Below are 23,172 nucleotides of genomic sequence, written 5' to 3'. Positions count from 1 at the left end.
GGCAGGGCAGAGCGGGAGGGTGTCGCTGGCCCGCTGGCGCAGCGACAATGTCTGACCGTTATTTTGCACTCTCCATGAAACCCGGCACAAAGCGGTTGACGTCAACCTCCATAAACTGCGAACGCTGGAAGCTGGACTTAAGGTCATAGGGCACCGTGCAGTCGTAAATCGTTTTGCAGGTGATACCGTGCGCCCGGATAGAGGGGCTGAACGCAGGATCCTGCGACGGATCGAGCGGATGGCAGCGCACGCCGGGAATAAACACCGTATCCACGTCGGCCTGATAGCGCGTCGTCATTGCCCAGATCACATCGTTCAAATCGAAGATATCGACATCGTCATCCACCAGAAAAACATGTTTAAGCTCTGAAAAGGCGGAGAAGGCGAGTAGCGCCGCCTGACGCTGGCGTCCTTCATCCTGCGGCCCGCGCTTGTTGATCTGCAGCACCGCCATATATTTGCCGGTGCCCGGCGACGGGCAGTGGACATTTTTCACCAGTCCCGGCAGCGCGCGCTCCACCATATCAAGAATGCTTGCCTCGGTCGGAATGCCGGCGAGACTGGTGTGCTCGTCACTTGGCCCGATGCAGGTCTGCAGAATAGGGTGCTTGCGGTGCGTGACCGCTTTCACTTTGATAACCGGCACGGCCGCCTGCGCTTCGCCGGTGTAGCCCGGGAACTCCGGCATCGCTTTGCCGGTGTGGGTGTGCTGATCTTCCTGAACGCGATAGTTGGGGATCAGCTCGCCTTCGATGACAATCTCCGCGTTGGCGATGGCGCGCGCCTTGACCGCGACCCCTTCAACCAGCTCTACCGCGCGTCCGCGCAGCCCGCCAGCGATCGCCAGCTCGTCAAAGCCCAGCGGCGTCGTTGGCGGCTCGAAGCAGGCGCCGATTTCGATGGCCGGATCCACGCCGATGCTGATGGTAATCGGCAGGGCGTTGCCAGCCTGTTCCGCTTTGATGCGGAACTGATCGAGATGACGGCCCGGCACGAAATAGATTGAGATCTCATCTTTGCCCTGCACGCAGAGGCGGTGAATAGTTACATCATTCTCTCCCGTTTCCGGGTCGGCGGCGTAGCACATGCCGAGCGTGAAGTAAGGGCCTGCGTCTTCAGGCGTATTGGTCGGCGCTGGCAGCAGCGTACGGATATCGAATCCTTCGTCGGACGCCAGATGCACCACCTCCTGACAGACCGCCCGCTCGTTGGGGATCACCACCGGCGCGATGGCGCGATGCACCGATTCGCGCAGCAGGTTAGCCAGATTCTCTTTCGGCACCCCCAGCAGTCGCGCCACCCGCTGACGCGAAGCGAGCAGGCCGATCAGCACGCGAAAATCCTCATAGCCTTTCACGTTGTTGAAGACCATCGCCGGCCCGGTGCGCGTCGGGCGCATCACCGTGCCGCCTGCGCCGACATAGCGGTAAACCCCCGACAGCTCGGCGGCCGGATCCACCGGCTCGCTGGTCTCAATATATTCGCCGTCATACTGTTTCAGTATGTCGATGGCGGCACGTAGATCGACGCTTTTTTCCTCTGCGGGGCGCTGTGTAATATCTGTCATCTTTTTCTCCTGAAGCAAAGTAAGAGTTAGCCGGGCGCTTAGCGGGCCAGGCCCTGCCAGCGGGTCGATTGCGCGCTCTCCAGCCCAAACTGATCGAGCACGCGACCGGCGATATGGTTTTCAACATCCGCGATGGTCTCAGGGTGGTTATACCAGGCAGGAACAGGGGGAATGATGCTGACGCCCATGCGCGAAAGGGCGAGCATATTTTCCAGATGGATGGTGTTCAGCGGCGTTTCCCGCGCGACCAGCACCAGTTTGCGCTGCTCTTTCAGCACCACATCTGCCGCGCGGCCAATCAACCCTTCAGCATAACCACTGCGAATGCCCGCCAGCGTTTTCATGCTGCAGGGAATGATGATCATCCCGTCAGTGACAAAGGATCCAGAGGAGATAGTCGCGGCCTGATCGCCGGCGCTGTGGTAAACGTCCGCCAGCGCTTTAAGATCCTTTAGCGGCAAACCTGTCTCGTGCTCAAGGGTGGTTTTACCCCAGCGGGAGACGATCAGATGCGTCTCTACATGCGGCATCGCCGCCAGCTTGCGCAGCAGGGTCACCGCGAGCGGCGCGCCCGTTGCGCCGGTCATGCCGACAATAATTCTCATGCAGCCTCCTGAGTCAGGTGGAAAGGTACCGAGCCCGAACGGGCCGGATAGCGGTATGGGAGGAAGATAACGCTGAGACTGATAAGGGTCTAATTGGTATTATGCTTTTATTAATAAGTAACCTTTATCAGGTGAGTCATGGAATACCCTAAGCTGCGCTCCTTCATTACCCTGGCGCGCACCCTGCATTTTGCCCGCGCGGCGGCGGAGGTCGGCCTGACGCAACCTGCGCTGAGCCAGCATATTCAGTCGCTGGAGCAGAGCTGGGGCGTCAGGCTGTTCGAGCGTAACAAACGTCAGGTCAGCCTGACGGTCGAAGGGCAACTGCTGCTTGAGGAGGCGGAGCGCACGGTGCAGAGGATCGACAACCTGCGCGCAACCGTCAAAGAGGTCGCCGCCGGCAGCCGGGGGTTGTTGCGGCTCGGCTATGTCGGCACGGCGGTGCTGGAGCCGCTGCTGGTCAGGGCGCTGCGAAGTTTCAGAAGCCAGTTCCCGGCGATCCGCCTTGAGCCGATGGAATATAACGTCAATCAGCAGATCGGCCTGCTGCAGAGCGGCGAGCTGGATGCAGGCATTCTGCGCGGGCCGCTGCCCGATTTTCGCTTTCTCGCCTGCCGGGAAATCCATCAGACGGCGCTCTGCGCGGTGATACCCGACGACCATCATCGTACCGGAGATAAGCCGGTCAGCCTGCGCGATCTGGCGGGCGAAACCCTGATCGTTCAGCAGGATCCCGACGGCGTCGGGCTGGGCGGCGCCGTGCTGCGTATGTATACGGAAGCGGGCCTGGTGCCAGCGAAAATAGTGCGGGCGCGGGACGTTAATACCGCCATTAACCTGACGGCGATGGGGGTGGGAATAACCTGTATTCCCGCTTCGCAGCGTCATTTTCTGCGCCAGGATGTGATGGCGTTAGATATTATCGACACCGCCGTGACCACCTCTTTGTATCTTTGCTGGAAAGAGGGCACGCGCAGTCAGGACGTGCTGCGGTTTATTAAAAATACGCAGTCGCTATTTAGCGCCCGCCAGTGATGAAAATAACGCTGCCCGCTCCCTGTTCCAGCCAGTTTTTTATCTTACTAAAAAGAAAGAATTTTCATCGGTAAATTATTTCAAAAATAATAATATTTCGTGATGGCCTTTTTCTTATTGGGGTGAGGTCTACACTTTTCCTTCATGCTTCGTTTATTCCCAGCTCACCCTGAATCATTACTCTAAAGCTAAGGATCTTATCCTGGGCTTAATTGAATCACCTATGCAGAACGCGCAGACTTCGCTGGCATGAACGATAAAATGATTATCTCAATCAGGAGGTTATAATGCACACTGGCCAAGCGCCGGTACGGGAATGGAATACGCGCCGCAGCGAAAAAGCGCGTCGTCTGGCATCCTTTCCCGTAGACGGTAAAGTCATCCCGACTGAAAGAGCGGTAGACGCGCTGGAGAAGTTAATTGCCCCTGGCGACCGCGTTGTCCTTGAGGGAAATAACCAGAAGCAGGCCGATTTTTTATCGCGTACGCTGGCTGAAGTGGATCCGGCAAAAGTCCATGACCTGCATATGATTATGCCCAGCGTAGGCCGTAGTGAACATCTCGATATTTTTGAAAAGGGCATCGCCCGCAAACTCGATTTTTCATTTTCCGGCCCGCAGAGTTTACGTATTTCCCAGCTTCTGCAGGATGGCCAGCTGGAAATTGGCGCCATCCACACCTACATCGAACTCTATTCCCGACTCTACGTCGATCTCAGCCCGAACGTGGCGCTGATTGCCGGTTATAAAGCTGACCGCAAAGGCAATCTCTACACCGGCCCCAGCACCGAAGATACGCCAGCGCTGGTAGAAGCCGCCGCGTTCCGCGACGGCATCGTTATCGCCCAGGTCAACGAGCTGGTGGATGATGAAAGCGACCTGCCGCGCGTCGATATTCCCGCCTCCTGGATTGATTACATCGTCGTCGCCGACAAACCTTTTTTCATTGAACCGCTGTTCACGCGCGATCCTCGTCTGATCAAGCAGGAGCATATCCTGATGGCGATGATGGCGATCAAGGGCATCTACGCCGAACACCAGGTGCAGTCGCTCAACCACGGCATCGGCTTCAACACCGCCGCCATCGAACTGCTGCTGCCGACCTACGGCGAGCAGCTCGGGCTGAAAGGCAAAATCTGTAAGCACTGGACGCTGAACCCGCATCCGACGCTGATTCCGGCGATTGAGAGCGGCTGGGTAGAGAGCGTGCACTGTTTCGGCGGCGAGCTGGGAATGGAAGAGTATATCCGCGCCCGTCCAGACATTTTCTTCACCGGCAGCGACGGCTCGATGCGCTCTAACCGCGCCTTCTGCCAGCTGGCTGGTCAGTACGCGGTTGATATGTTTATCGGCGCGACACTGCAGGTCGACGGGCTGGCGAACTCCTCTACCGTGACGCGCGGTCGCCTGTCCGGCTTCGGCGGCGCGCCAAACATGGGCCACGATCCCCACGGTCGCCGCCATGCGACGCCCGCCTGGCTCAATATGATGACCGAGCCCGACCCGATGCAGCGCGGTAAAAAGCTGGTGGTGCAGATGGTGGAAACCTTCCAGGCGGGCGCGAAGCCGACCTTCGTCGAGCAGCTCGACGCCGTGGAAGTGGCGAAATCGTCCGGTATGCCGCTGGCGCCGGTGATGATTTACGGCGATGACGTGACCCACGTGCTGACCGAAGAGGGCATCGCCTATCTCTATCGCGCCGACAGCCTTGAGGAGCGCCGCGCCATGGTGGCCGCTGTCGCGGGCATCACCGATATCGGTCTGGGCGTCGACGCCGCGCGCGTGGCCGCGCTGCGTAAAAGCGGCAAGGTTGTCTATCCGGAAGATATGGGCATTCGCCGCTCAGACGCCACGCGCTCTCTGCTCGCCGCAGGCAGCGTCGCGGATCTGGTCGAATGGTCAGGCGGCCTCTACAACCCGCCGGCAAAATTCCGGAGCTGGTAATGAAACGCCTGTCACAGACGCAAGCCGAGATGCAGGTGAGTCAGCTGGCGGCCATCGCGCGCGACTGCCTGATCGATGAGGCGCGCCTCAGTCCGAAGCCGGGTCTGGTGGACAGCCGCGGCAGCGGGGCGCATCAGGATCTGACGCTGGCGCTGATGGAGCGCTCGGCCTGCAGCCTGCAGCCGACTTTTCTGCAGCTGGCGTGTCAGTGCTGGCAGCGTCCGGCCGACGTCGCCCTGCGGGAAGCGGTCGGCCGTCTCGGGCGGGAAGGGGAGCGGCAGATGATGGCGGCCACCGGCGGCGTCAACACCCATCGGGGCGCTATTTGGGCGCTGGGCCTGCTGGTCAGCGCCGCGGCGATGAACGGCGGCTGCGCCGACGCGGAGCGGCTTGCTCGTAGTGCGGCGTCGCTGGCCAGCCTGCCCGATCGCGCCGCGCCGAAGCTGTTCAGCAAAGGGCTGAAGGCGACGCATCGCTATCGCGTGCCTGGCGCGCGGGAAGAGGCGCAGCAGGCCTTTCCGCACGTTGTCAGGCTGGCGCTGCCGCAGCTGCTGCGCAGCCGCGCGGCGGGCGCGAGTGAAGGCGAAGCGCGGCTTGACGCCCTGATGGCGATCATGACCTCCCTCAGCGACACCTGCGTGCTCTCGCGCGCCGGTCTCGAGGGCCTGCAGACCATGCAGGCGGGCGCCCGCGCGGTGCTGCTGGCTGGCGGCTGCATGACGCCGCAGGGCCAGCGCGCGCTGGCGCAGCTGGATGCCGATATGCTGGCCCTGAACGCCTCGCCGGGCGGCGCCGCCGATCTGCTGGCCGCCACGCTGTTTATTGACAGGGTAGCCGTTACTGCCCATCACGCTTTTCTTTAGAGGACGTTATGGAACACATCACACTATCTTTCCCTGCTAACCGCACCTTCAGCGGCAGAGCCCTTGCAGGGGTCGTTGGCTCCGGTGATATGGAAGTGCTGTTCACCGCAGCCGAAGGGCAAACGCTGAGTATTGATATCACCACCTCTCTCGACAACAGCGACGCCCGCTGGAAGGCGCTGTTTGATCGTCTCAGCCTGATCAACGGCCTGCCTGCCGGGCAGCTGGTGATCCACGATTTCGGCGCGACGCCGGGCGTTGCGCGTATCCGTATCGAACAGGTTTTTGAAGAGGTGAGCCATGCGTAACGATCCGAGTTTTATCGAGCTGCGCGCCCGCGAGCGCGCCCATGCGCTGCTGGACGAGGGCAGCTATCGCGAACTGCTCGATCCCTTTGAGGGCATTATGTCGCCCTGGCTGGCGCCGCAGGGCGTCGTGCCGCAGTCCGATGACGGCATGGTGGTCGCGCGCGGCACCATCAACGGCCAGTCCGCGGTGGTCATCGCCATCGAGGGAACCTTCCAGGGTGGCAGCATGGGCGAAGTCTCCGGCGCGAAAATGGCGGCGGCGTTAGAGCTGGCGGCGGAAGACAACCGCAACGGTATTCCGACCCAGGCGGTGCTCTGCCTGGAAACCGGCGGCGTGCGGCTACAGGAGGCGAATCTGGGACTGGCGGCGATTGCCGATATCCACGCCGCCATCGTCGATCTGCGCCGCTATACGCCGGTGATCGGCATTATTGCCGGCACCGTCGGCTGCTTCGGCGGCATGTCGATCGTCGCCGCGCTCTGCAGCTATCTGATCGTCACGCGCGAGGCGCGGCTGGGGCTTAACGGCCCGCAGGTTATCGAGCAGGAAGCGGGCATCGAAGAGTATGACTCGCGCGACCGCCCCTTTATCTGGAGCATGACCGGCGGCGAAATTCGCTACGCGAGCGGGCTGGCCGACGCGCTGGTCGACGACGGCATCAGCGCCGTGAAAACCGCGATGAATACCTTTATTGAAAAAGGGGTGCCGGCGCAGCACCGCAGCGACAACTATGCCGACTTCCTGCCGCGCCTGACGAATTTTGATACGCGTCAGCAGGCGGACACGGCGCAGATTAAACAGCTTTTTGCCCGGGAGGATAAATAATGACCCAGACTATCAGTCGCGGTGCGACCTGGCTGGAAAAACTGGCACCCAATGCGCAGCGCCTGAGCGGCCTGTGCGACTCGGTTCAGGTGGCTGACGGCGAACTCAACGGCGAGCGCGTACGTCTGATCGCCGTCGTGCCCGATGCAAACAACCACTACCCGCGCGCCGCGCGCGGCGAAGTCGGGCTGCTGGAGGGCTGGACGCTGGCGAAGGTGGTTCACGAAACCATCGACGCAGATAAAAACAGCGAGGTGAAGCGCCCGATTATCGCGGTCATCGACGTGCCGAGCCAGGCCTACGGCCGACGCGAAGAGGCATTCGGCATCCATCAGGCGCTTGCCGGCGCCGCTGGCGCCTATGCCAACGCGCGTCTGGCGGGACATCCGGTGATTGGCCTGATCGTCGGCAAGGCGATGTCGGGCGCGTTTCTGGCGCACGGCTATCAGGCAAACCGTCTGATCGCCATCAACGATCAGGGCGTGCTGGTGCATGCGATGGGCAAAGCGTCCGCCGCGCGCATTACGCTGCGCACGGTCGAGGCGCTGGAAAAACTGGCGGCGACCATTCCGCCGATGGCCTATGACGTCAGCAACTTCGCTACCCTTGGTCTGCTGGCCGATCTGCTCACCATCAGCAACCCGGACGCGCCTTCCGACGCCGATCTGGCACAGGTTGAAATCGCGCTGCAGAAGGCGATCGCCGACGCCCGCCAGGATCCATCGCTGAAAACCCGGCTCGGCGCGGAAAACCGCCGCAGCTCCTCCCTGGTGCGCGAGCGTATGCGCGCCGCCTGGTAAAAACAGAAACAGATAAAAACAGACCTGCCGGAACCGGCCTGTTCGGGACGCACCGCCGCGCCCCGGAGTGAGGGCCGCTTTTAGAAATTATAAACATCGCGTGACTGGAATCTTATTTCTTAACTACAGGTGATTTATGATTTACATCATTGTTCATGCCCTTGCGCCAATCTTTGTGATTATGCTGCTGGGTTTCTGGGCCGGTAAAGCCGGTATGGTCGACAATAAAAACGTCTCGCTGCTGAATATTTTTGTTATGGACTTTGCGCTGCCCGCCGCGCTGTTTAGCGCCACGGTGCAAACCGCCTGGCCTGGCATCGTGGCGCAGTGGCCGCTGATTGTGGTGCTCACCGGCGCCATGTGGATAACCTATGCGGCTAGCTATTTCCTCGCCACCAAAATATTTAAAAAATCCCCGCAGGATGCGGCGGTGCTGACGCTTACCGTGGCGCTGCCGAACTACGCCGCGCTGGGTCTGCCGATCCTTGGCAGCGTACTGGGGGAAAACGCCACGACATCGCTCTCCGTGGCGGTGTCGATCGCCTGCGGCTCGGTGCTGCTGACGCCGCTCTGCCTGCTGATTCTGGAGCGCGAAAAAGCGCGCGCCGCGGGTGAAGATCACGGCTCCACCTTCGCGATGCTGCCGGTGCTGATGTGGCGTTCGGTGAAAAAACCGATCGTGCTTGGCCCGCTGGTCGGGGTGATACTGTCGGCTATCGGCATTAAAATGCCGGATCTGGTGCTGGCGGCGATTAAACCGCTCGGCCTGGCGGCGACGGCGGCGGCGCTGTTCCTGACCGGGGTCATCCTCTCTGCCCGTAAGCTGAAACCCAACGCCGTGGTCGGCGTCGGCACCGTCGCGAAGCTGCTGATCCAGCCCTTTATCGCCTGGGGCATCGTCGCCGCGCTCGGCCTGAGCGGCCCGGTGGCGATTACCGCGATTCTGATGATTGCGCTCTCCGCCGGTTTCTTCGGCGTGGTGTTCGGCAACCGCTTCGGCGTGCAGTCGCCCGATGCGGAAGCGGTGCTGCTGCTTAGCTCGGTGCTCTGTATTCTGTCGCTGCCGCTGTTTATTACGCTGACTTCAGGAATTTGATATGACGACGATCCCGCGCCCTCACGACCTGCTCTGGCTTCGCGCCGACAGCGCGCTGCTGTCGGTGAAAGAGGCGTGGGTCAGCCAGCACTGGCACCTCGGCTTGCCAGTGGTGGTAAGGCGCGACGTCGCGACGGCGGATCGCATCCCGGTCGGCGTGCGCGGCGCGCGACGGGAGCAGCGCGCCGCAGCGTGGGTGCAGGCGGCGGATATCCTGCGCGTCGCTACGCCGGAAATGCTCGCCGATCGCGCCTGCCTGCTGGCGTCGCCTTTTGTCGCTTACCGCCCGATCCAGGCGGCGCTTGCGCTCAGCGAGCAGCGCTGGCCCTGGCGCTGGGGCGTTACCGGCAGCGTCGGCTATGCGCTGGCAACGGCTATTTCGGTGCTGCATAAAGGCAGCGATCTCGATTTAACCATCCGCGCGCCGCAGCCGCTGGCGCGCGACCTTTTACAGCAGTGGCAGGCGCAGACGGAGAGTTTGCCCTGCCGCGTCGACACCCAGGTTGAAACGCCGTCAGGCGCGTTCGCGCTCAGCGAGTGGCTGCGCGACGGGCGCGCGCTGGTGAAGACCGCCGCTGGCCCGGTGCTGACCGCCTCGCCCTGGAGCAGGGAGACTTTATGAAAATCCTCTTTACCTTTCCTGGCCAGGGCACGCAGCGTCCCGGCATGCTGCGCAATCTGCCAGACGGAGAGGCGCTGCTGAGCAGCGTGCGCGCCGTGCTGGGCGATGAGACCGACGCGCTCGACACGCCGGAGGCGCTGCGCCACACGCGCGCCGTGCAGCTCTCTCTGCTGATTGCTGGCGTTGCCTGGGCGCGCGAGCTGATCAGAAACGGCGTGAAGCCGGACATCGTCAGCGGCTTATCTATCGGCGCCTTTCCTGCCGCCGTGGTGGCGGGCGCGCTCGATTTAGGCGACGCGCTGCGGCTGGTCGCGCTGCGCGGCGATCTGATGGAGAGCGCTTATCCCCACGGCTACGGCCTGACTGCTATCGTCGGGCTGACGCTCAGCCAGCTGGAAAAGCTGATGGCGGGCAGCAATACTTATATCGCCAATATCAACGCGGACACCCAGACGGTGATCGCCGGACGCGACGAGGATATGGCGGCGGTGGCGCAAAAAGCGCTCGACGCGGGGGCCAGCAAGGCGACGCGGCTGGCGGTCAGCGTGCCGTCCCACTGCGCGCTGCTGGATAAGCCTGCGGCGGAGCTTGCCAGCGCTTTCGCCTCGGTCTCGCTGTCGCGGCCCTCATGCGCTTATCTGAGCGGCTCGACCGGCCGCGTGATTTGGGAGCCCGCCAAAATCGCCGACGATCTGGCCTTTAATATGGCGCGCACCGTACAGTGGAGCGACGCGGTGATCGCGGCCAATCAGCGCGACGCCCGGCTGGCGATTGAGATGCCGCCGGGTAATGTGCTGACCGGGCTGACCCACCAGGCGGGCTGGCAGGGAGAGGCGATCTGCATGGAGCGTAACAGCGTCGAGGTCGCGCGCCACCTGGCTAAACGGCTGAGTCAGTAAGGCTGCGCGCGTACATGCGGCCTTCCGCAGCGAGCGCCAGCAGATCCTGATCGCGCTCGCGACGGTGTGAGTAGACGATAGAAACCCGCTGGCGCATCTGGTAAGGCTCTGCCAGCCTGACCAGCTGCACGCTGTTTTCATAAACCTTTTTCATGCGGCCAGGGATCAGCGAGAAGCCCATCCCCGCCTGCACCAGACTGACCAGCGAAAAGATGTCGTTGACTTTGGTAACGATGCGCGGCTCGAATCCGGCCACCTGAAACGCCTCCTGAAAGCCGGCATAGGTGGCGAAGCCCTCCGCCAGCGAGACAAAATCGCGATCGGCGTAGTCGCGCAGATCGGCGTCGCGCGAGGTATCGAGCTTTTCGCCCGCTGGGGCGGCGAGAAAAATATGGTCGTGAAACAGCGGGATCACATCAAAATTGGGGTTGTTGAGTTCGCCGCTGTCGGTGGCGATCACAATCGCGTCGAGCGCATCGTCCTCAAGCATATTGAGCAGCATCTGGTTGGAGCCCATGGTCAGATCGAGCTCAAGCGCGGGGCGTCGCAGCTTCATGCCCATAATCAGGCGGGGAATGGTCTCCAGGGTGAGCGAGTAGAGCGTGCCGAGCCTTAACCGACCGCAGCCTACGCCTGCCACCTGCCTTGCCTCTTCGATGCCTTTGCTCATCAGCGCGGTAACGTCCTGGCAATACTCCAGCAGCGTCCAGGCGGCGGGCAGCGGCACCAGATTGCGCCCTTTATGGATAAACAGCGGGCAGTTGATCCCCTCTTCCAGCGTGTGCAGCGCGCGGTGCACGCTGACGCTGCTCAGATCGAGCGCCTCCGCCGTGCGCGCGATATTGCCTTTGGTCATAAACATCATAAAAACGCTGAGCTTGCGGAAGGTAATCTCCTGATTAATGTCGTTATTCATGCTTTTTCCTTGGCGGATCTCCTTAAGCGGGCGTAAAGAGTAATCCTGGCGCGCCCTGTGCTGCAGCCAGGCTCAGTAAAGGGTGTTCTTTAAGCGCTCCGGCAGCGCCTGGTCATAGGCCTCGCCGTCTATTTCCGCCTGCGAAAGCTGATGCAGGATCGCTCCCGGACTGGGCAGCCTGTCACGCGCGATCTGCGCGGCGGGATCCCAGAGCTTTGAGCGGATAATCGCCCGGCTGCACTGAAAAAAGAGGCTCTCCACCCTGATGCGCAGCACCGTTTTCGGCGGCTGGTTGTTGACGGCGAAGCGGGTAAGGAGATCGGGATCGCTGCAGATTTCTGCGGTGCCGTTCACCCGCAGCGTTTCGCCGATGCCGGGGATGAGAAAAAGCAGCGCCACGCGGTTATCGTGCAGAATATTGCGCAGGCTATCGATACGGTTATTGCCGCGTCGGTCAGGCAGCAAAAGCGTCTTCGCATCTTCAATAACGACAAAGCCAGCCGGATCGCCGCGCGGCGAGACGTCCAGCCCGCCCGGCCCTGAGGTTGCCAGCGCCACAAAGGGGGCCGCCTCGATAAAAGGGCGATAGGCGGAATGGATATAGTCGATCTCCTTGGTCAGCGAGGGTCTGGCGACCGCGCCGTAGATCTGTTCCAGCTCCGCTTCGCTGGTAATGCCTCTCTTTTCATCTGTCATTACGTCACCGCCTCAGTATGCAGGAATGCGCCTTACTCTTTTATACAGCAGGAGAGTGGGCAACGCACCGGCCGTCGGGCTACGCCAGCAGCAGCCAGGGGGCTCGATGTGGCCCGCACGCTGCCGTAAGCGGCGCTGTTGCCAGAGGCTGCCGCGCCGGTTTATTTCAGGCCGAGCTTGCGGGCCAGGCGGTGCAGGTTGCCGGGATCGATCGCCAGCTGTCGCGCGGTTTTGGCCCAGACTTTGCCGCAGCTTTCGTAAACATAGCTTATGTAGTCATATTGAAACTGCCGCGTCGCCTCCGCCAGACTGCTCATCGGCTGCGAGGTCAGCGGCGCAGTCGGCGCGGCGTCCGCCGGGGTTTCGCCTTTAAGGCTGAAGTGCTGCGGCAGCAACACGATTTCGCCGCTGCGTGACTCCGCCTGCGCAATAATCACTGCGCGGTAGATGGCATGCTCTAGCTCGCGCACGTTCCCCGGCCAGCTTGCCGTTTCAAGCCGGGCGCGGGCGGCCGGGCTAAGGGCAAGCGTGCTCAGGCCGAACTTTATTCGGCACTTTTCACAGAAATAGCCGGCCAGCAGCACGATATCGTCGCGACGCGCCTGCAGCGACGGCACGAACAGCGGGAAGACGCTGAGCCGGTGATACAGATCCGCGCGGAATGTCCCCTCCGTGACCGCTTTGCGCATATCCCTGTTGGTTGCCGCGATAATGCGTACATCCACAGTCAGGGCGCTATCTTCGCCCACGCGCTGCAGATCGCCGTACTGCAGCACGCGTAGCAGTTTGGCCTGCAGCGAGAGCGGCAGTTCGCCAATCTCATCCAGAAACAGCGTGCCCTTATCTGCCAGCTCGAACTTGCCTGGCCTGTCGTGAATCGCACCGGTAAATGCGCCTTTGACGTGGCCGAACAGCTCGCTTTCCGCCACGGTTTCCGGCAGCGCGGCGCAGTTGAGGTAGATCAGAGGCTGGGTGGCGCGATGGGAGAGGCGATGCACCGCCTGGGCGACCAGCTCCTTGCCGGTGCCGGTCTCGCCCATAATCAGGACGCTCAGGTCAGAAGGGGCGACCGCGGCGATCTCTTTTTTCAGAAGGGTGAGCGGGGCAGACTCGCCGACGATCGGCATCTCCTCGCGCGCTTCCGGGCGTCTGTGCGGCGGGATAAACGAAAAGGCGGGCTGCTCGAGCTGCTCCACCAGCAGGGCGTTGTTCAGCGCGCCAGCGGTCAGGCTGGCCAGCACGCGCAGCTCCTCGTCGCTGTAATTATCGAACTGCCGCGCGTTCATACCGTCCAGGGTAAGGGCGCCGATCAGCGTCTGGCCCGCAAACAGCGGCATGCCGACGCAGGCGTGCACATGCAGTTCGCCCTGTTCAGGGATCAAGCCGTCGTAGGGATCGGGCAGATCGTTATCTGCGGGAAAGCGCACCACGTCGCCCGCGCGCGCGATCGCCTCCAGCCGCGGATGCGCATCAAGAGTGAAGCGGCGGCCCATCAAGTCAGGCGCCAGCCCGGCGGTAGCCAGCGGTCTGAACTGCTGGTTTTCATAGCGTAGCAGGGCGGTTGCATCGCAGTTCAACGCCTGGTGGATGCCTTGCACCATCTGCATAAAACGGTCGCGCTCGCCCACGCCGTTCTGAATAGTCACGGCCAGCGCCGCCAGGGTATCGACAGAAAGAGCCATAGGATGACCTGTACAGGGAGTGTCCTGAGAACAACAAGAAGGCTTGTTATAAATACCATGCTGCTGTGCACTTTTGATCTGAATCAACAGCTTAAGCTTTACGCACGCGGTGCAGGTTGCTGGATGCGAAGCAATGTTACGTCGGTAGTCCGCTTCGGCGGGCTTTGTGTCTCTGCCACATTGTGTTTAAAACAAGGGTATGTGAATAAGACACGCTTATCTAATGTCTTTTAAACAATGCATCCAGGTAATAAATATATACATCAATACGTTAAAAGCTGGCACGCCAGATGCACAAGAGCAAGGAAATCCACCTTAAGCTAACTGGGCATCTGATGAATATTCACGTAAAAAACACTATTTTTTGGGTTGGTAAACGGGACTGGGAAGTTGAGCATTTTCACGGCAAAGAGTACAAGATGCAGCGCGGCACCAGCTACAACAGCTACCTGATCCGCGAAGAAAAGAGTGTATTAATCGACACCGTGGATTTCAGGTTTCGCAGCGATTTCGTCAAAAATCTCAGCGAAGAGATCGATCTGCAACAGATCGACGCCATCGTAATCAACCATGCGGAGGACGATCACGCCGGCGCCCTGGGGGAGTTGATGGCGCTGATCCCCGGCACGCCGATCTACTGCACCGCCAACGGCGTGGAGTCGATTAACGGTCACCACCACCATCCCGAGTGGAACTTCAGGGTGGTGAAAACCGGCGACTCGCTCGACATCGGCAACGGCAAAAAGCTGATCTTTGTGGAAACGCCGATGCTGCACTGGCCGGACAGCATGATGACCTATATGACGGAAGAGGGGGTGCTGTTCAGCAACGACGCCTTCGGCCAGCACTACTGCGATGAGCACCTGTTCAACGATGAGGTTGACCAGCAGGAGCTGTTTGACCAGTGCCTGCGCTACTTCTCCAATATCCTGACTCCCTTTGCGCGTCTGGTAACGGCGAAGATCGCTGAGATCCTCAGCTTCAATCTGCCGCTCAGCATGATCGCCACCTCTCACGGCGTGGTGTGGCGCGACAACCCGGCGCAGATTGTTGAGCGCTACCAGAAGTGGGCCGCCGATTACCAGGAAGATCGCATCACGATCTTTTATGACGCCATGTCGAATAATACCCGCATGATGGCGGACGCCATCGCCCAGGGCATTCGCGAAACCGATCCGCGCGTCGCGGTGAAGGTCTACAACGTCTCGACCCACGACAAAAACGAGATCATCACCTCCTGCTTCCGCTCCAAAGGCATTCTGGTTGGCTCCTCCACCATGAACAACGTGATGATGCCGAAGGTGGCGGGCATGCTGGAAGAGATTGCGGGGCTGAAGTTCCGCAATAAACGCGCCTCCGCGTTCGGCTCTTATGGCTGGACGGGCGGCGCCGTCGACCGCGTGGCGACCCGTCTGCAGGATGCCGGTTTCGATATGAGCATCGCCCTGAAAATCAAATGGCGTCCCGACCTCTCTGCGCTGGAAGCGTGTCGCGAACATGGCCGCAGCCTCGCGCGCGCCTGGGCGCTCTCGCCGATCCCCACGGCCGCGCCTGCCGTCGACAGCGCCGCCGTAGCGATCGCTGCCGGTCGCAAAATGATGTGTACCCTGTGTCAGTGGGTTTACGACCCGGCAGAGGGCGAACCCGGTCAGTCAGTCGCGCCCGGCACGCCGTGGGAGGCGGTGCCGGACGGTTTCTTATGCCCCGGCTGCGCGCTGGGCAAATCCGTGTTCGCTCCTTATGAGGGCTAAACCTGTGGCGGCCGATATCCTCGCTATCAGACCCGGCTTCAGACCGGCCTCGTCGCCAAAGGCTATGACCAGAACGGCCTCTTCAGGGCGTTTGTCGCCAGTGAAGATCGCCTGAAAATGGCGTTCAGCCTGCTGAAGGAAATCAAAGGGCGGACGCCGCTTAGCCGTTGAAGGAGCGCGCCACGCGCTGTTACCGGCTGCCGACAAGGCAGCCATTGCCGCCAGGCCAGCAGATAACCGGCCTGCAACGCGGCCTCTATTCGCTTAATGGGCTTTATATGAACATGACAGAAACCTCAACGACAGTGACCCTGCATAACCCTTCATCCTGCACCTGCGGCAGAATCATCTGGCTAAGCCAGCACTGCGATCGCTTCGCGCTGCATCTCGGCCGCAGCGAGTGCGAGGCGCGCATCGAGGCCGCGCTCGGACCTGCCTGCAGCAGCGTCCAGTTTCAGCCGGAAAACCTTAAAGAGGTGGTGGCCGACGTTTTCTGGCGGATGTGGAACGCCTGGGAGCCTGCTGAGGGAATGAAAGTGACGGGGTAGAACCGGCGCTGTAGCAAAGATGCCCGCAACGGCGGCGCATCCCTGTAGAATAGGGCGCTTACCGCCGTCAACCTGGAACCCACTGCGATATGAAGCCGATGACGTTAAACGTCGACCTTAACGATCTCTACGCTTTTCAGGCTCTGGTGACATTCAGAAGCTTTAAAGCCGCCGCGGAGGCGATTCATCTTTCTCAACCGGCGCTGAGCCGACGCATCGATAAGCTGGAGACGTCGCTTGGCGTCAGGCTGTTCGAAAGAACCACGCGGCGCGTTAGCCTGACTATGGCGGGCCGCAGTTTCGCGCCGCGCGCGCAGCAGATCCTGAAGGATTTAGAGTGCGCCATCGCCGACGTCGGGGATGTCAATCCGCACCGAACGGGCCTGGTGACCGTCGCCTGCGTGCCGTCGGCCGCCTACTATTTTATGCCTAAAGTCATCGCGCAGTTTCAGCTTCACTACCCGCGCGTACGTATTAAGCTGATCGATTCCAGCGCTGGCGACGTCTACGACGCGGTGATCGCCGGGCAGGCTGATTTCGGCCTGAGCTTTACCGGCGCGCCGCAGCCGGATGTCAGATTCCTGCCGCTGGTGGATGAGGCCTACGTCGCCGTCTGCCCACGCGACCATCCGCTCGCCGGCCGCAAGAGTCTGGGCTGGCGGGAGTTTTATAGCTGGCCCTATGTCTGGCTGGATAAAACCTCGGGCAACCGCAACCTGCTCGATCAGGCGCTGACGGGCATCGTGCCGGAAAAACCGAGCGTCTGCGAAACGCGTCACGTTACGACGCTGCTGGGCATGGTGGAGGCCGGACTGGGGATCGCCGCGGTGCCGGGGATGGCGATGCCGAAAGCGGGCCACCCGTTTTTAGCCACCATTCCTTTGCATGAGCCGACGGTGCGCCGCACGGTCGGCATCGTGAAGCGCACCGGTCAAGAGCTGCCGCATCTTGCCGGTGAGCTGGAGGCGATGATTATTGCGATAAACGCGTCTGAGGAGCAGGCTAACGTCCGCTAACGGAATCGAGACCGGTTGCCTGAATTTGCTGCTGCACCCCGGGAGAGGAGAGGTACGCCAGCAGAGCCTTCGCCTCTTCCGGCTGGGCTGAATGGCTGGAGACCGCGCCGGCGAAGCGGGTGACATACTGCATATCCTCCGGTAGCTTGCCGATGAAGGTCACCCCGGCCACCGGCAGCAGTTCGCTGACCTGCTGGAAGCCGATCTCGTAGCGGCCGCTGGCGACGCTTTGCGCCACAGGCGTTTTCTCAACCATCTTCGCCTTAGGTTTTAGCTGATCAGCGATGCCCAGTTTGTTGAACAGCGTCGTCTCGACATATTTTCCGCTGGCGCTGTCTGAATAGGCGACCGAGTGCGCCTTCAGCAAGGTCGCTCTGAGCGCCGTCGCCGTCGTGATATCGGGCACGGCGCTGCCTTGTTTCACTACCGCGCCAATTTTTGAGTCGGCGAGCTCGGTGCGCGTGCCGGGCAGCAGGCGTCCCTCTTTATCGAGCTTATCCAGCGCATAGCCGACCATAATAATAACGTCCGCTTTTTCGCCCGCGGCTAACCGGTTGGGGATCGCCTCCGGCGACTGCCCCATCGACGGCCCAGGCACCGTCTTGATGGTATAGCCTTTTTCAGCGGCGAAGGCGGGGCTGAGCTTTTCCCAGGCGGCCTTGAAGCCGCCGGAAATCATTACCGTGATCTCTTTTGCCGACGCCTCCCAGCTCACGAGGCAGAGGGGCGCGAGAAGCAGCAGGCGGGGTAACCATGATTTCATCTGTTTTTCCTTAACCGAACGTTTTTTTAGCAGCGTGATGATGGACCGTTTCTTGTTTATAGAGGAACAGGGTTGCCAGCAGCGCGCACGCGGCGGCGAAGCTCATCCATAGGCCTGGCGCGGCTTTGTCGCCGGTCACTTCAATCAGCGCGGTGGAGATGGCGGGCGTAAAACCGCCGAACAGCGCGGTGGCGAGACTATAGGCCAGCGAGAAGCCCGCGACCCGGACCGAGGCCGGCATGATCTCCGTTAACGCCGGGATCATGGCGCCGTTATAGAGCCCGTAAATAAACGAGAGCCACAGCAGCACGCCCAGCATCGAATAGAAGCTCGGATCGGCCGCCAGATATTTAAGGGCAGGGTAGGCGGTGGCGATGGCGATCAGCGCCATGGCGATCAGCACCGGCTTACGCCCGTAGCGATCCGAGATCGCCCCGCCAATCGGCAGCCAGATGAAGTTTGATACCGCCACCAGCAGGGTCACCAGCAGGCTGTCCGATGCGCTGAGCATCAACACTTTTTTGCCGAAGGTGGGCGCATAAACGGTGATCAGATAGAAGGCGGTGGTGGTCATCGCCACCATCAGCATGCCCGCCATCACGGTTTTCCAGTTGCCGAGGAGCGTGCTAAAGACCTGGCGCATTTCAGGATGCTGACGGCGCGCGCTGAATTCCGCCGTCTCCTCCAGATTGCGACGCAGAAAGAAGATAAACGGCACGATCAGGCAGCCGAACAGAAAAGGAATGCGCCATCCCCAGTCGCGAATCGCGCTCTCCTCCATCAGGGCATTGAGGGCGAACCCCATCGCCGCCGCCACCATAATCGCGACCTGCTGGCTGCCGGATTGCCAGCTGGTATAGAAGCCTTTTTTGCCCGGGGTGGCGATTTCAGAGAGATAAACCGAGACGCCGCCCAGCTCTGCCCCGGCGGAAAAGCCCTGCAGCAGCCGTCCCGTCAGCACAATCAGCGGCGCCCAGTAGCCGATCGCCGCATAGGAAGGAATCAACACGATCAGGAAGGTGCCCGTCGCCATAATCGAGAGCGTGACGATAAGCCCCTTGCGTCTGCCCACTTTATCGATCCAGGCGCCCAGCACCACCGCGCCGATGGGACGCATCAGGAAGCCAGCGCCGAAGACGGCGAAGGTCATCATCAGCGAGGCGAATTCGCTGCTCGCCGGAAAGAAGGTGTGGGCGATATAGGTGGCGTAAAAGCCGAACAGGAAAAAGTCGAACTGCTCGAGAAAGTTTCCCGAGGTGACGCGCAAGATTGCGCCTGCCCGGGCGCGAACCGTGTTGATTGATGCAGAGGATGTTTCCATTAAATGCTCCAGCGTTTACGTAATGTTAATGATTCATTACTTTGTTGTGGCTCAAGACTGGAACAGGAAGGCGGCGTTAATAAGTGCATTTTGCGTATCGATTAATGCGTACGGCGCATTAATTTAGGGCGCGCTGAAGACGACCTCCGGCAGCGACTGGCGATAGCGCGCATAAGCCGCCGCTCGCCGTCTCTGACCGCTCTTTTTTGCCTTATCAATTTCGTGACCAGCTTCATATCGGCGCGGTTCGACATTCCCTTGCCGCCGGTCTCTCTGGTTGGCTTCGTGCCTGCTCTCAGGCACACTACCCGCAGCGAAACAGATTTCCTGCTGAGAGGCAGTTCTCTCACCCGACTTTCCACCGGGCTGCCTGCCAGCGCGCGCCGCCCACACCTTCGACACCCCTCAAGAGGAATTACCATGGCTACAGGCCCACTGAACGCAGACGAAATCGAGTGGATGGAAGATGTGTTGATGGAGCACGACAGCGAAGATGGCTTGATTGATATCAGCGAGCTGGACGGTCTTTTCACCGCGGCGCTCTCCAGCCCGTCGCCGCTGGCGCTCGATGCGATGAAGCCGGTTATCTGGGGCGAAAGCGCGCCTGACTGGGACGATCCTGCCGATGAGCAGCGCTTCAATACCCTGGCGGCGCGGATGATGAATGATATTGCCGAGCGCCTCAGCCTCTACCCGGAGCAGTTTGAGCCGCTGTTCGGCTACCGTGAAATGGACGGCCGTGAACTGCTGGTGGTGGAAGAGTGGTGTTTTGGCTATATGACCGGCGTGGCGCTGGCGGAGTGGCCAGCGCTGCCTGCCGAGCTGCAGCCGTCGCTGCAGGCGATTGCGCTGCATGGCGACATCAATGAGGTCGAGAAACTCGACGGTATGGATGAGATCGCGTATCTGCAGAGCACCGACGCTATTCAGCCAGCGGCGCTGCGGCTCTATAACCACTGGCGTGGCAAAACCGACGCCGTTCACTAAGCGCCAGCGCCGCCTGAGTGCGTCCCACCCAGACGGCTGCTGAAGCCTGTAAAAGGGGGCGCTGGCCCGGCAACGGCTGCGCCTCAGGGATGCGGTGCCTTTTTGCTCAGGCCGCGCCGGCAGGGATGCCGTTTACACGCCACTCCCCGCGTCACCCCCGAGAGCGGCCTCGTCCGACAGCTTTTTCCCCTCCTCAATAAACTCTTCGTCAATCTCTTCGACGTTATCGCGGTTATCCTTGCCCGACAGCAGGTTCCAGCAGGCGATAAACAGCGCGGCGATTAGCGGACCAATCACAAAGCCGTTAATGCCGTAAATCTCCATGCCGCCTAAGGTGGCGATCAGGATCAGGTAATCAGGCATTTTAGTATCTTTGCCCACCAGCAGCGGACGCAAAATATTGTCCACCAGTCCGACGACCACCACAAAGAAACCGACCAGGAACAGCCCCTTCCACAGCGCGCCGGTTGCGAAGAAGAATATCGCCGCAGGCACCCAGATAATCGCTGAGCCCACGGCGGGGATCAGCGACAGGAACGCCATCAGCGCGCCCCACAGCAGGCTGCCATCGATATCTACAAACCAGAACGCCAGCCCGCCCAGAATCCCCTGCACGATGCCGACCACGACCGTGCCTTTGACCGTGGCGCGCGAAACGGCGGCGAACTTCATAAACAGGTGATGCTTCACGTAGGTTGAGAGCGGCAGCGCCTCCAGAATCAGATGCACCAGATAGGAGCCGTCCTTCAGCAGGAAGAAGAGCAGATAGAGCATCACGCCGAAGCCGACGGTAAAGGTGAAGGTGCCTTTGCCGATCAGGAACACGCTGCCCGCCATATACTGGCCGCCTTTCAGCGCGAAGGACGACAGCTTCTGCTGGATCTGCGCCGCGTTATTCATCTGATGCTCAGAGAGAAAATTACGCAGCCAGTCGGGCAGGTGATGCAGCAGATCGGCGAATACCGTCGGAAACTGCGCCGAGTTGCTCTGCAGCTTGAGATAGACGGCGTTGACCTCCACCACCAGCGAAGAGGCGATAATCGCCAGCGGCGTAAAGACGATCAGACAGATAATCAGCAGCGTCACCAGCGACGCCAGGCCGTTGCGATCGCCCATCTTATGCCGCAGCCAGATCTTTAGCGGGGCGAAGATCACCGCCAGAATGGCGGCCCAGAGAATCGGGGAAAAGTAGGGCGCCAGTACATCAAAAAACGCAGCGGTCACTATCGCCAGAATGACGATAAAGAAACCGATATTGAGTCCTTTAACACGCATGCATAAACCTCAGGGTTAAGTGTTGCGGGTGAACTATAGAACGCCTGGCGCGCTTTGTAATGCCAATCTGTGGTTTCGTTTAAAAATTTAAATCGGGCGCGGCGACGCGGCCGCATCGCCGCGTTAACGGATAATCAGCCTGGCCATGCACGATTAGCGCATCGTGGTTGAAGCGGGTCGTCAAGGTGTGTAAGAATCCTGCGCAATCGTTTACTCCCGCCGTGGAGAGAGATTTTTTGCGCGCATCGTCGTGCCGCCGCAAAGCGGCAAAGCAGGGCGAGGCGGCAATGTAGCCGTCGATGTCCACTCACCGTCGACGGCGTTAACGTCATGAAGACAGGACAGGCAGATGAAAACCACGCAAACCGGCGCGCTGACCGCAGCCGCAGAGGCGCCCGCTGAACGCGGCTGGCGCAAAACCGACACCACCTGGATGCTGGGGCTCTACGGCACCGCAATCGGCGCAGGGGTACTCTTTTTGCCGATCAACGCGGGCGTCGGCGGGCTGCTGCCGCTGATCATTATGGCGATCCTCGCCTTTCCTCTGACTTTTTACGCCCACCGCGCGCTGACCCGCTTTGTGCTCTCCGGCAAACACGCGGGAGAAGATATTACCGACGTGGTGGAGGAGCACTTTGGCACCGGCGCGGGCAAAATCATTACGCTGCTCTACTTCTTCGCCATCTTCCCCATTCTGCTGATGTACAGCGTGGCGATCACCAATACGGTAGAGAGCTTTATCGAACATCAGTTAGGGCTGGTGTCGCCGCCGCGCGTGCTGCTGTCGCTGATCCTGATTATCGGCCTGATGACGGTGGTGCGCTTCGGCGAGCAGATGATCGTCAAAGCGATGAGCATTCTGGTTTTCCCCTTTGTCGCGGTGCTGATGCTGCTGGCGGTTTATCTTATCCCGCACTGGCACGGCGCAGCGCTGCAGACCCTGTCGCTGCACCACAGCGGCGGCGGCAAAAACATCGCGATGACGCTGTGGCTGGCGATCCCGGTGATGGTCTTCTCTTTTAACCATTCGCCGATCATCTCTTCGTTTGCCGTGGCGAAGCGCGCGGAGTATGGCGAAGACGCGGAGCGCAAATGCTCGCGTATTCTCGCCTGTTCCCATCTGCTGATGGTGGCGACGGTGATGTTTTTCGTGTTTAGCTGCGTGCTCAGCCTGTCGCCGCAGGATCTCGCCGCGGCAAAGGCGCAAAATATTTCGATTCTCTCCTATCTCGCTAATCACTTTAACGTCCCGGTGATCGCCTGGCTCGGCCCGCTGATCGCCATCGTCGCCATTACCAAATCTTTTCTCGGCCACTATCTCGGCGCGCGCGAAGGCTTTAACGGTCTGGTCAATAAAATGCTGCACAGCCGTGGCAAAAGCCTGGCGCCTGCGAAGCTGAACCGGGTAACGGCGCTGTTTATGCTGCTCAGCACCTGGCTGGTGGCGAGCTGGAACCCGAGCATTCTCAACATGATCGAAACCCTCGGCGGGCCGGTGATCGCGATAATCCTGTTCCTGATGCCGATGTATGCCATCCGCCACGTCCCCGCGATGCGCAAATACAGCGGGCATCTCAGCAATCTGTTCGTGGTGCTGGTTGGGCTGGTGGCGATCTCCGCCATCTTCTACTCGCTGCTCAGCTAACGAGAAAG

22 protein-coding genes are annotated in these 23,172 nt (G+C 60.6%); 14 read left to right on the top strand and 8 right to left on the bottom strand.

Going from position 1 to position 23,172, the window contains the following annotated elements; translation table 11 throughout:
- Positions 1-58: 58 nt before the first annotated feature.
- Positions 59-1,567: a UbiD family decarboxylase gene (locus tag Q9R34_RS01260; protein WP_485892077.1), complete on the bottom strand. Its 1,509-nt coding sequence runs from the start codon at positions 1,565-1,567 to the stop codon at positions 59-61.
- A 38-nt stretch (positions 1,568-1,605) separates the two neighbouring features.
- Positions 1,606-2,172 (bottom strand): non-oxidative hydroxyarylic acid decarboxylases subunit B, encoded by a 567-nt coding sequence (locus Q9R34_RS01255; protein WP_434123922.1) that lies wholly within the window; start codon positions 2,170-2,172, stop codon positions 1,606-1,608.
- 138 nt (positions 2,173-2,310) lie between these two features.
- Between Q9R34_RS01255 and Q9R34_RS01250 the strand changes: the two genes are divergently transcribed.
- From Q9R34_RS01250 to mdcH, 9 genes are all read left to right on the top strand, one after another.
- Complete coding sequence (locus Q9R34_RS01250) at positions 2,311-3,207, top strand: LysR family transcriptional regulator (RefSeq protein ID WP_485892075.1); 897 nt, start codon at positions 2,311-2,313, stop codon at positions 3,205-3,207.
- Between the two features lie 287 nt (positions 3,208-3,494).
- Positions 3,495-5,150, top strand: coding sequence for a malonate decarboxylase subunit alpha (gene mdcA, locus Q9R34_RS01245; RefSeq protein ID WP_434123919.1), 1,656 nt, complete (start codon positions 3,495-3,497; stop codon positions 5,148-5,150).
- Positions 5,150-6,013 carry a triphosphoribosyl-dephospho-CoA synthase gene (locus Q9R34_RS01240; RefSeq protein ID WP_485892074.1) on the top strand — a complete coding sequence of 288 codons (864 nt, stop codon included), beginning with the start codon at positions 5,150-5,152 and terminating at the stop codon, positions 6,011-6,013. Before mdcA ends, Q9R34_RS01240 begins: the two co-directional genes overlap by 1 nt.
- 8 nt (positions 6,014-6,021) lie before the next feature.
- Entirely contained in the window at positions 6,022-6,321 is a 300-nt protein-coding gene (mdcC, locus tag Q9R34_RS01235; protein WP_103795029.1) for a malonate decarboxylase acyl carrier protein, read from the top strand.
- A complete protein-coding gene (locus Q9R34_RS01230; protein ID WP_485892073.1) occupies positions 6,314-7,147 on the top strand; it encodes a biotin-independent malonate decarboxylase subunit beta in 834 nt (277 codons plus the stop codon). Before mdcC ends, Q9R34_RS01230 begins: the two co-directional genes overlap by 8 nt.
- Positions 7,147-7,947 carry a biotin-independent malonate decarboxylase subunit gamma gene (mdcE, locus tag Q9R34_RS01225; protein ID WP_434123916.1) on the top strand — a complete coding sequence of 267 codons (801 nt, stop codon included), beginning with the start codon at positions 7,147-7,149 and terminating at the stop codon, positions 7,945-7,947. Before Q9R34_RS01230 ends, mdcE begins: the two co-directional genes overlap by 1 nt.
- Before the next feature lie 136 nt (positions 7,948-8,083).
- Entirely contained in the window at positions 8,084-9,043 is a 960-nt protein-coding gene (locus tag Q9R34_RS01220; protein WP_485892072.1) for an AEC family transporter, read from the top strand.
- Between the two features lies 1 nt (position 9,044).
- Positions 9,045-9,665: a malonate decarboxylase holo-ACP synthase gene (locus Q9R34_RS01215; RefSeq protein WP_485892071.1), complete on the top strand. Its 621-nt coding sequence runs from the start codon at positions 9,045-9,047 to the stop codon at positions 9,663-9,665.
- Positions 9,662-10,564 carry a malonate decarboxylase subunit epsilon gene (mdcH, locus tag Q9R34_RS01210; protein ID WP_485892070.1) on the top strand — a complete coding sequence of 301 codons (903 nt, stop codon included), beginning with the start codon at positions 9,662-9,664 and terminating at the stop codon, positions 10,562-10,564. The genes Q9R34_RS01215 and mdcH overlap by 4 nt, the downstream gene beginning before the upstream one ends.
- On the opposite strand, the gene Q9R34_RS01205 is transcribed toward mdcH, so the two are convergent.
- From Q9R34_RS01205 to norR, 3 genes are all read right to left on the bottom strand, one after another.
- Positions 10,545-11,480 (bottom strand): LysR family transcriptional regulator, encoded by a 936-nt coding sequence (locus Q9R34_RS01205; protein ID WP_485892069.1) that lies wholly within the window; start codon positions 11,478-11,480, stop codon positions 10,545-10,547. The two genes, mdcH and Q9R34_RS01205, sit on opposite strands and share 20 nt — an antisense overlap.
- A gap of 72 nt (positions 11,481-11,552) precedes the next feature.
- Positions 11,553-12,176 (bottom strand): pyridoxamine 5'-phosphate oxidase family protein, encoded by a 624-nt coding sequence (locus Q9R34_RS01200; RefSeq protein WP_434123911.1) that lies wholly within the window; start codon positions 12,174-12,176, stop codon positions 11,553-11,555.
- Between the two features lie 161 nt (positions 12,177-12,337).
- Positions 12,338-13,858, bottom strand: coding sequence for a nitric oxide reductase transcriptional regulator NorR (gene norR / locus Q9R34_RS01195; protein WP_485892068.1), 1,521 nt, complete (start codon positions 13,856-13,858; stop codon positions 12,338-12,340).
- 335 nt (positions 13,859-14,193) lie between these two features.
- On the opposite strand from norR, the gene norV reads away from it, so the two are divergent.
- The 3 genes from norV to Q9R34_RS01180 all read left to right on the top strand — a co-directional run bounded on the left by norV (position 14,194) and on the right by Q9R34_RS01180 (position 17,173).
- Positions 14,194-15,609 carry an anaerobic nitric oxide reductase flavorubredoxin gene (gene norV, locus Q9R34_RS01190; protein WP_485892067.1) on the top strand — a complete coding sequence of 472 codons (1,416 nt, stop codon included), beginning with the start codon at positions 14,194-14,196 and terminating at the stop codon, positions 15,607-15,609.
- Positions 15,610-15,887: 278 nt separating this feature from the next.
- The gene (locus Q9R34_RS01185; RefSeq protein WP_485892066.1) at positions 15,888-16,157 is read left to right on the top strand and encodes a hypothetical protein; all 270 of its coding nucleotides are present in this window, start codon (positions 15,888-15,890) and stop codon (positions 16,155-16,157) included.
- A gap of 98 nt (positions 16,158-16,255) precedes the next feature.
- The gene (locus Q9R34_RS01180) at positions 16,256-17,173 is read left to right on the top strand and encodes a LysR substrate-binding domain-containing protein (protein ID WP_485892214.1); all 918 of its coding nucleotides are present in this window, start codon (positions 16,256-16,258) and stop codon (positions 17,171-17,173) included.
- Here the strand turns inward: Q9R34_RS01180 and Q9R34_RS01175 are convergent.
- Both Q9R34_RS01175 and tcuC read right to left on the bottom strand, forming a co-directional pair.
- Positions 17,160-17,936, bottom strand: coding sequence for a substrate-binding domain-containing protein (locus Q9R34_RS01175; RefSeq protein ID WP_434123907.1), 777 nt, complete (start codon positions 17,934-17,936; stop codon positions 17,160-17,162). The genes Q9R34_RS01180 and Q9R34_RS01175 overlap by 14 nt on opposite strands.
- Before the next feature lie 10 nt (positions 17,937-17,946).
- Positions 17,947-19,257, bottom strand: coding sequence for a tricarballylate/proton symporter TcuC (tcuC, locus tag Q9R34_RS01170; protein ID WP_485892065.1), 1,311 nt, complete (start codon positions 19,255-19,257; stop codon positions 17,947-17,949).
- A 420-nt stretch (positions 19,258-19,677) separates the two neighbouring features.
- Here tcuC and Q9R34_RS01165 point away from each other — a divergent pair, with 420 nt between their 5' ends.
- On the top strand, positions 19,678-20,244 hold the full coding sequence (locus Q9R34_RS01165; protein ID WP_485892064.1) for a UPF0149 family protein: 567 nt from the start codon (positions 19,678-19,680) through the stop codon (positions 20,242-20,244).
- Positions 20,245-20,376: 132 nt separating this feature from the next.
- Here the strand turns inward: Q9R34_RS01165 and Q9R34_RS01160 are convergent, their stop codons facing one another.
- Positions 20,377-21,519: an AI-2E family transporter gene (locus Q9R34_RS01160; RefSeq protein WP_485892062.1), complete on the bottom strand. Its 1,143-nt coding sequence runs from the start codon at positions 21,517-21,519 to the stop codon at positions 20,377-20,379.
- A gap of 349 nt (positions 21,520-21,868) precedes the next feature.
- Between Q9R34_RS01160 and Q9R34_RS01155 the strand changes: the two genes are divergently transcribed.
- Positions 21,869-23,164, top strand: a complete 1,296-nt coding sequence (locus Q9R34_RS01155; protein WP_485892061.1) for an HAAAP family serine/threonine permease — start codon at positions 21,869-21,871, stop codon at positions 23,162-23,164.
- Positions 23,165-23,172 lie beyond the last annotated feature (8 nt).

Origin of the sequence: Enterobacter sp. BRE11 (genome assembly GCF_031844285.1) — a bacterium.
Taxonomy (GTDB): Bacteria; Pseudomonadota; Gammaproteobacteria; order Enterobacterales; family Enterobacteriaceae; genus Pantoea.
This window is presented reverse-complemented; position numbering and strand designations above follow the sequence as displayed.

Excerpts from the sequence above, each read along its gene's own strand:
- Q9R34_RS01260 (WP_485892077.1), bottom strand. The coding sequence starts at position 1,567 with ATGACAGATATTACACAGCGCCCCGCAGAGGAAAAAAGCGTCGATCTA.
- Q9R34_RS01255 (WP_434123922.1), bottom strand. The coding sequence starts at position 2,172 with ATGAGAATTATTGTCGGCATGACCGGCGCAACGGGCGCGCCGCTCGCG.
- Q9R34_RS01250 (WP_485892075.1), top strand. The coding sequence starts at position 2,311 with ATGGAATACCCTAAGCTGCGCTCCTTCATTACCCTGGCGCGCACCCTG.
- mdcA (WP_434123919.1), top strand. The coding sequence starts at position 3,495 with ATGCACACTGGCCAAGCGCCGGTACGGGAATGGAATACGCGCCGCAGC.
- Q9R34_RS01240 (WP_485892074.1), top strand. The coding sequence starts at position 5,150 with ATGAAACGCCTGTCACAGACGCAAGCCGAGATGCAGGTGAGTCAGCTG.
- mdcC (WP_103795029.1), top strand. The coding sequence starts at position 6,022 with ATGGAACACATCACACTATCTTTCCCTGCTAACCGCACCTTCAGCGGC.
- Q9R34_RS01230 (WP_485892073.1), top strand. The coding sequence starts at position 6,314 with ATGCGTAACGATCCGAGTTTTATCGAGCTGCGCGCCCGCGAGCGCGCC.
- mdcE (WP_434123916.1), top strand. The coding sequence starts at position 7,147 with ATGACCCAGACTATCAGTCGCGGTGCGACCTGGCTGGAAAAACTGGCA.
- Q9R34_RS01220 (WP_485892072.1), top strand. The coding sequence starts at position 8,084 with ATGATTTACATCATTGTTCATGCCCTTGCGCCAATCTTTGTGATTATG.
- Q9R34_RS01215 (WP_485892071.1), top strand. The coding sequence starts at position 9,045 with ATGACGACGATCCCGCGCCCTCACGACCTGCTCTGGCTTCGCGCCGAC.
- mdcH (WP_485892070.1), top strand. The coding sequence starts at position 9,662 with ATGAAAATCCTCTTTACCTTTCCTGGCCAGGGCACGCAGCGTCCCGGC.
- Q9R34_RS01205 (WP_485892069.1), bottom strand. The coding sequence starts at position 11,480 with ATGAATAACGACATTAATCAGGAGATTACCTTCCGCAAGCTCAGCGTT.
- Q9R34_RS01200 (WP_434123911.1), bottom strand. The coding sequence starts at position 12,176 with ATGACAGATGAAAAGAGAGGCATTACCAGCGAAGCGGAGCTGGAACAG.
- norR (WP_485892068.1), bottom strand. The coding sequence starts at position 13,858 with ATGGCTCTTTCTGTCGATACCCTGGCGGCGCTGGCCGTGACTATTCAG.
- norV (WP_485892067.1), top strand. The coding sequence starts at position 14,194 with ATGAATATTCACGTAAAAAACACTATTTTTTGGGTTGGTAAACGGGAC.
- Q9R34_RS01185 (WP_485892066.1), top strand. The coding sequence starts at position 15,888 with ATGAACATGACAGAAACCTCAACGACAGTGACCCTGCATAACCCTTCA.
- Q9R34_RS01180 (WP_485892214.1), top strand. The coding sequence starts at position 16,256 with ATGACGTTAAACGTCGACCTTAACGATCTCTACGCTTTTCAGGCTCTG.
- Q9R34_RS01175 (WP_434123907.1), bottom strand. The coding sequence starts at position 17,936 with ATGAAATCATGGTTACCCCGCCTGCTGCTTCTCGCGCCCCTCTGCCTC.
- tcuC (WP_485892065.1), bottom strand. The coding sequence starts at position 19,257 with ATGGAAACATCCTCTGCATCAATCAACACGGTTCGCGCCCGGGCAGGC.
- Q9R34_RS01165 (WP_485892064.1), top strand. The coding sequence starts at position 19,678 with ATGGCTACAGGCCCACTGAACGCAGACGAAATCGAGTGGATGGAAGAT.
- Q9R34_RS01160 (WP_485892062.1), bottom strand. The coding sequence starts at position 21,519 with ATGCGTGTTAAAGGACTCAATATCGGTTTCTTTATCGTCATTCTGGCG.
- Q9R34_RS01155 (WP_485892061.1), top strand. The coding sequence starts at position 21,869 with ATGAAAACCACGCAAACCGGCGCGCTGACCGCAGCCGCAGAGGCGCCC.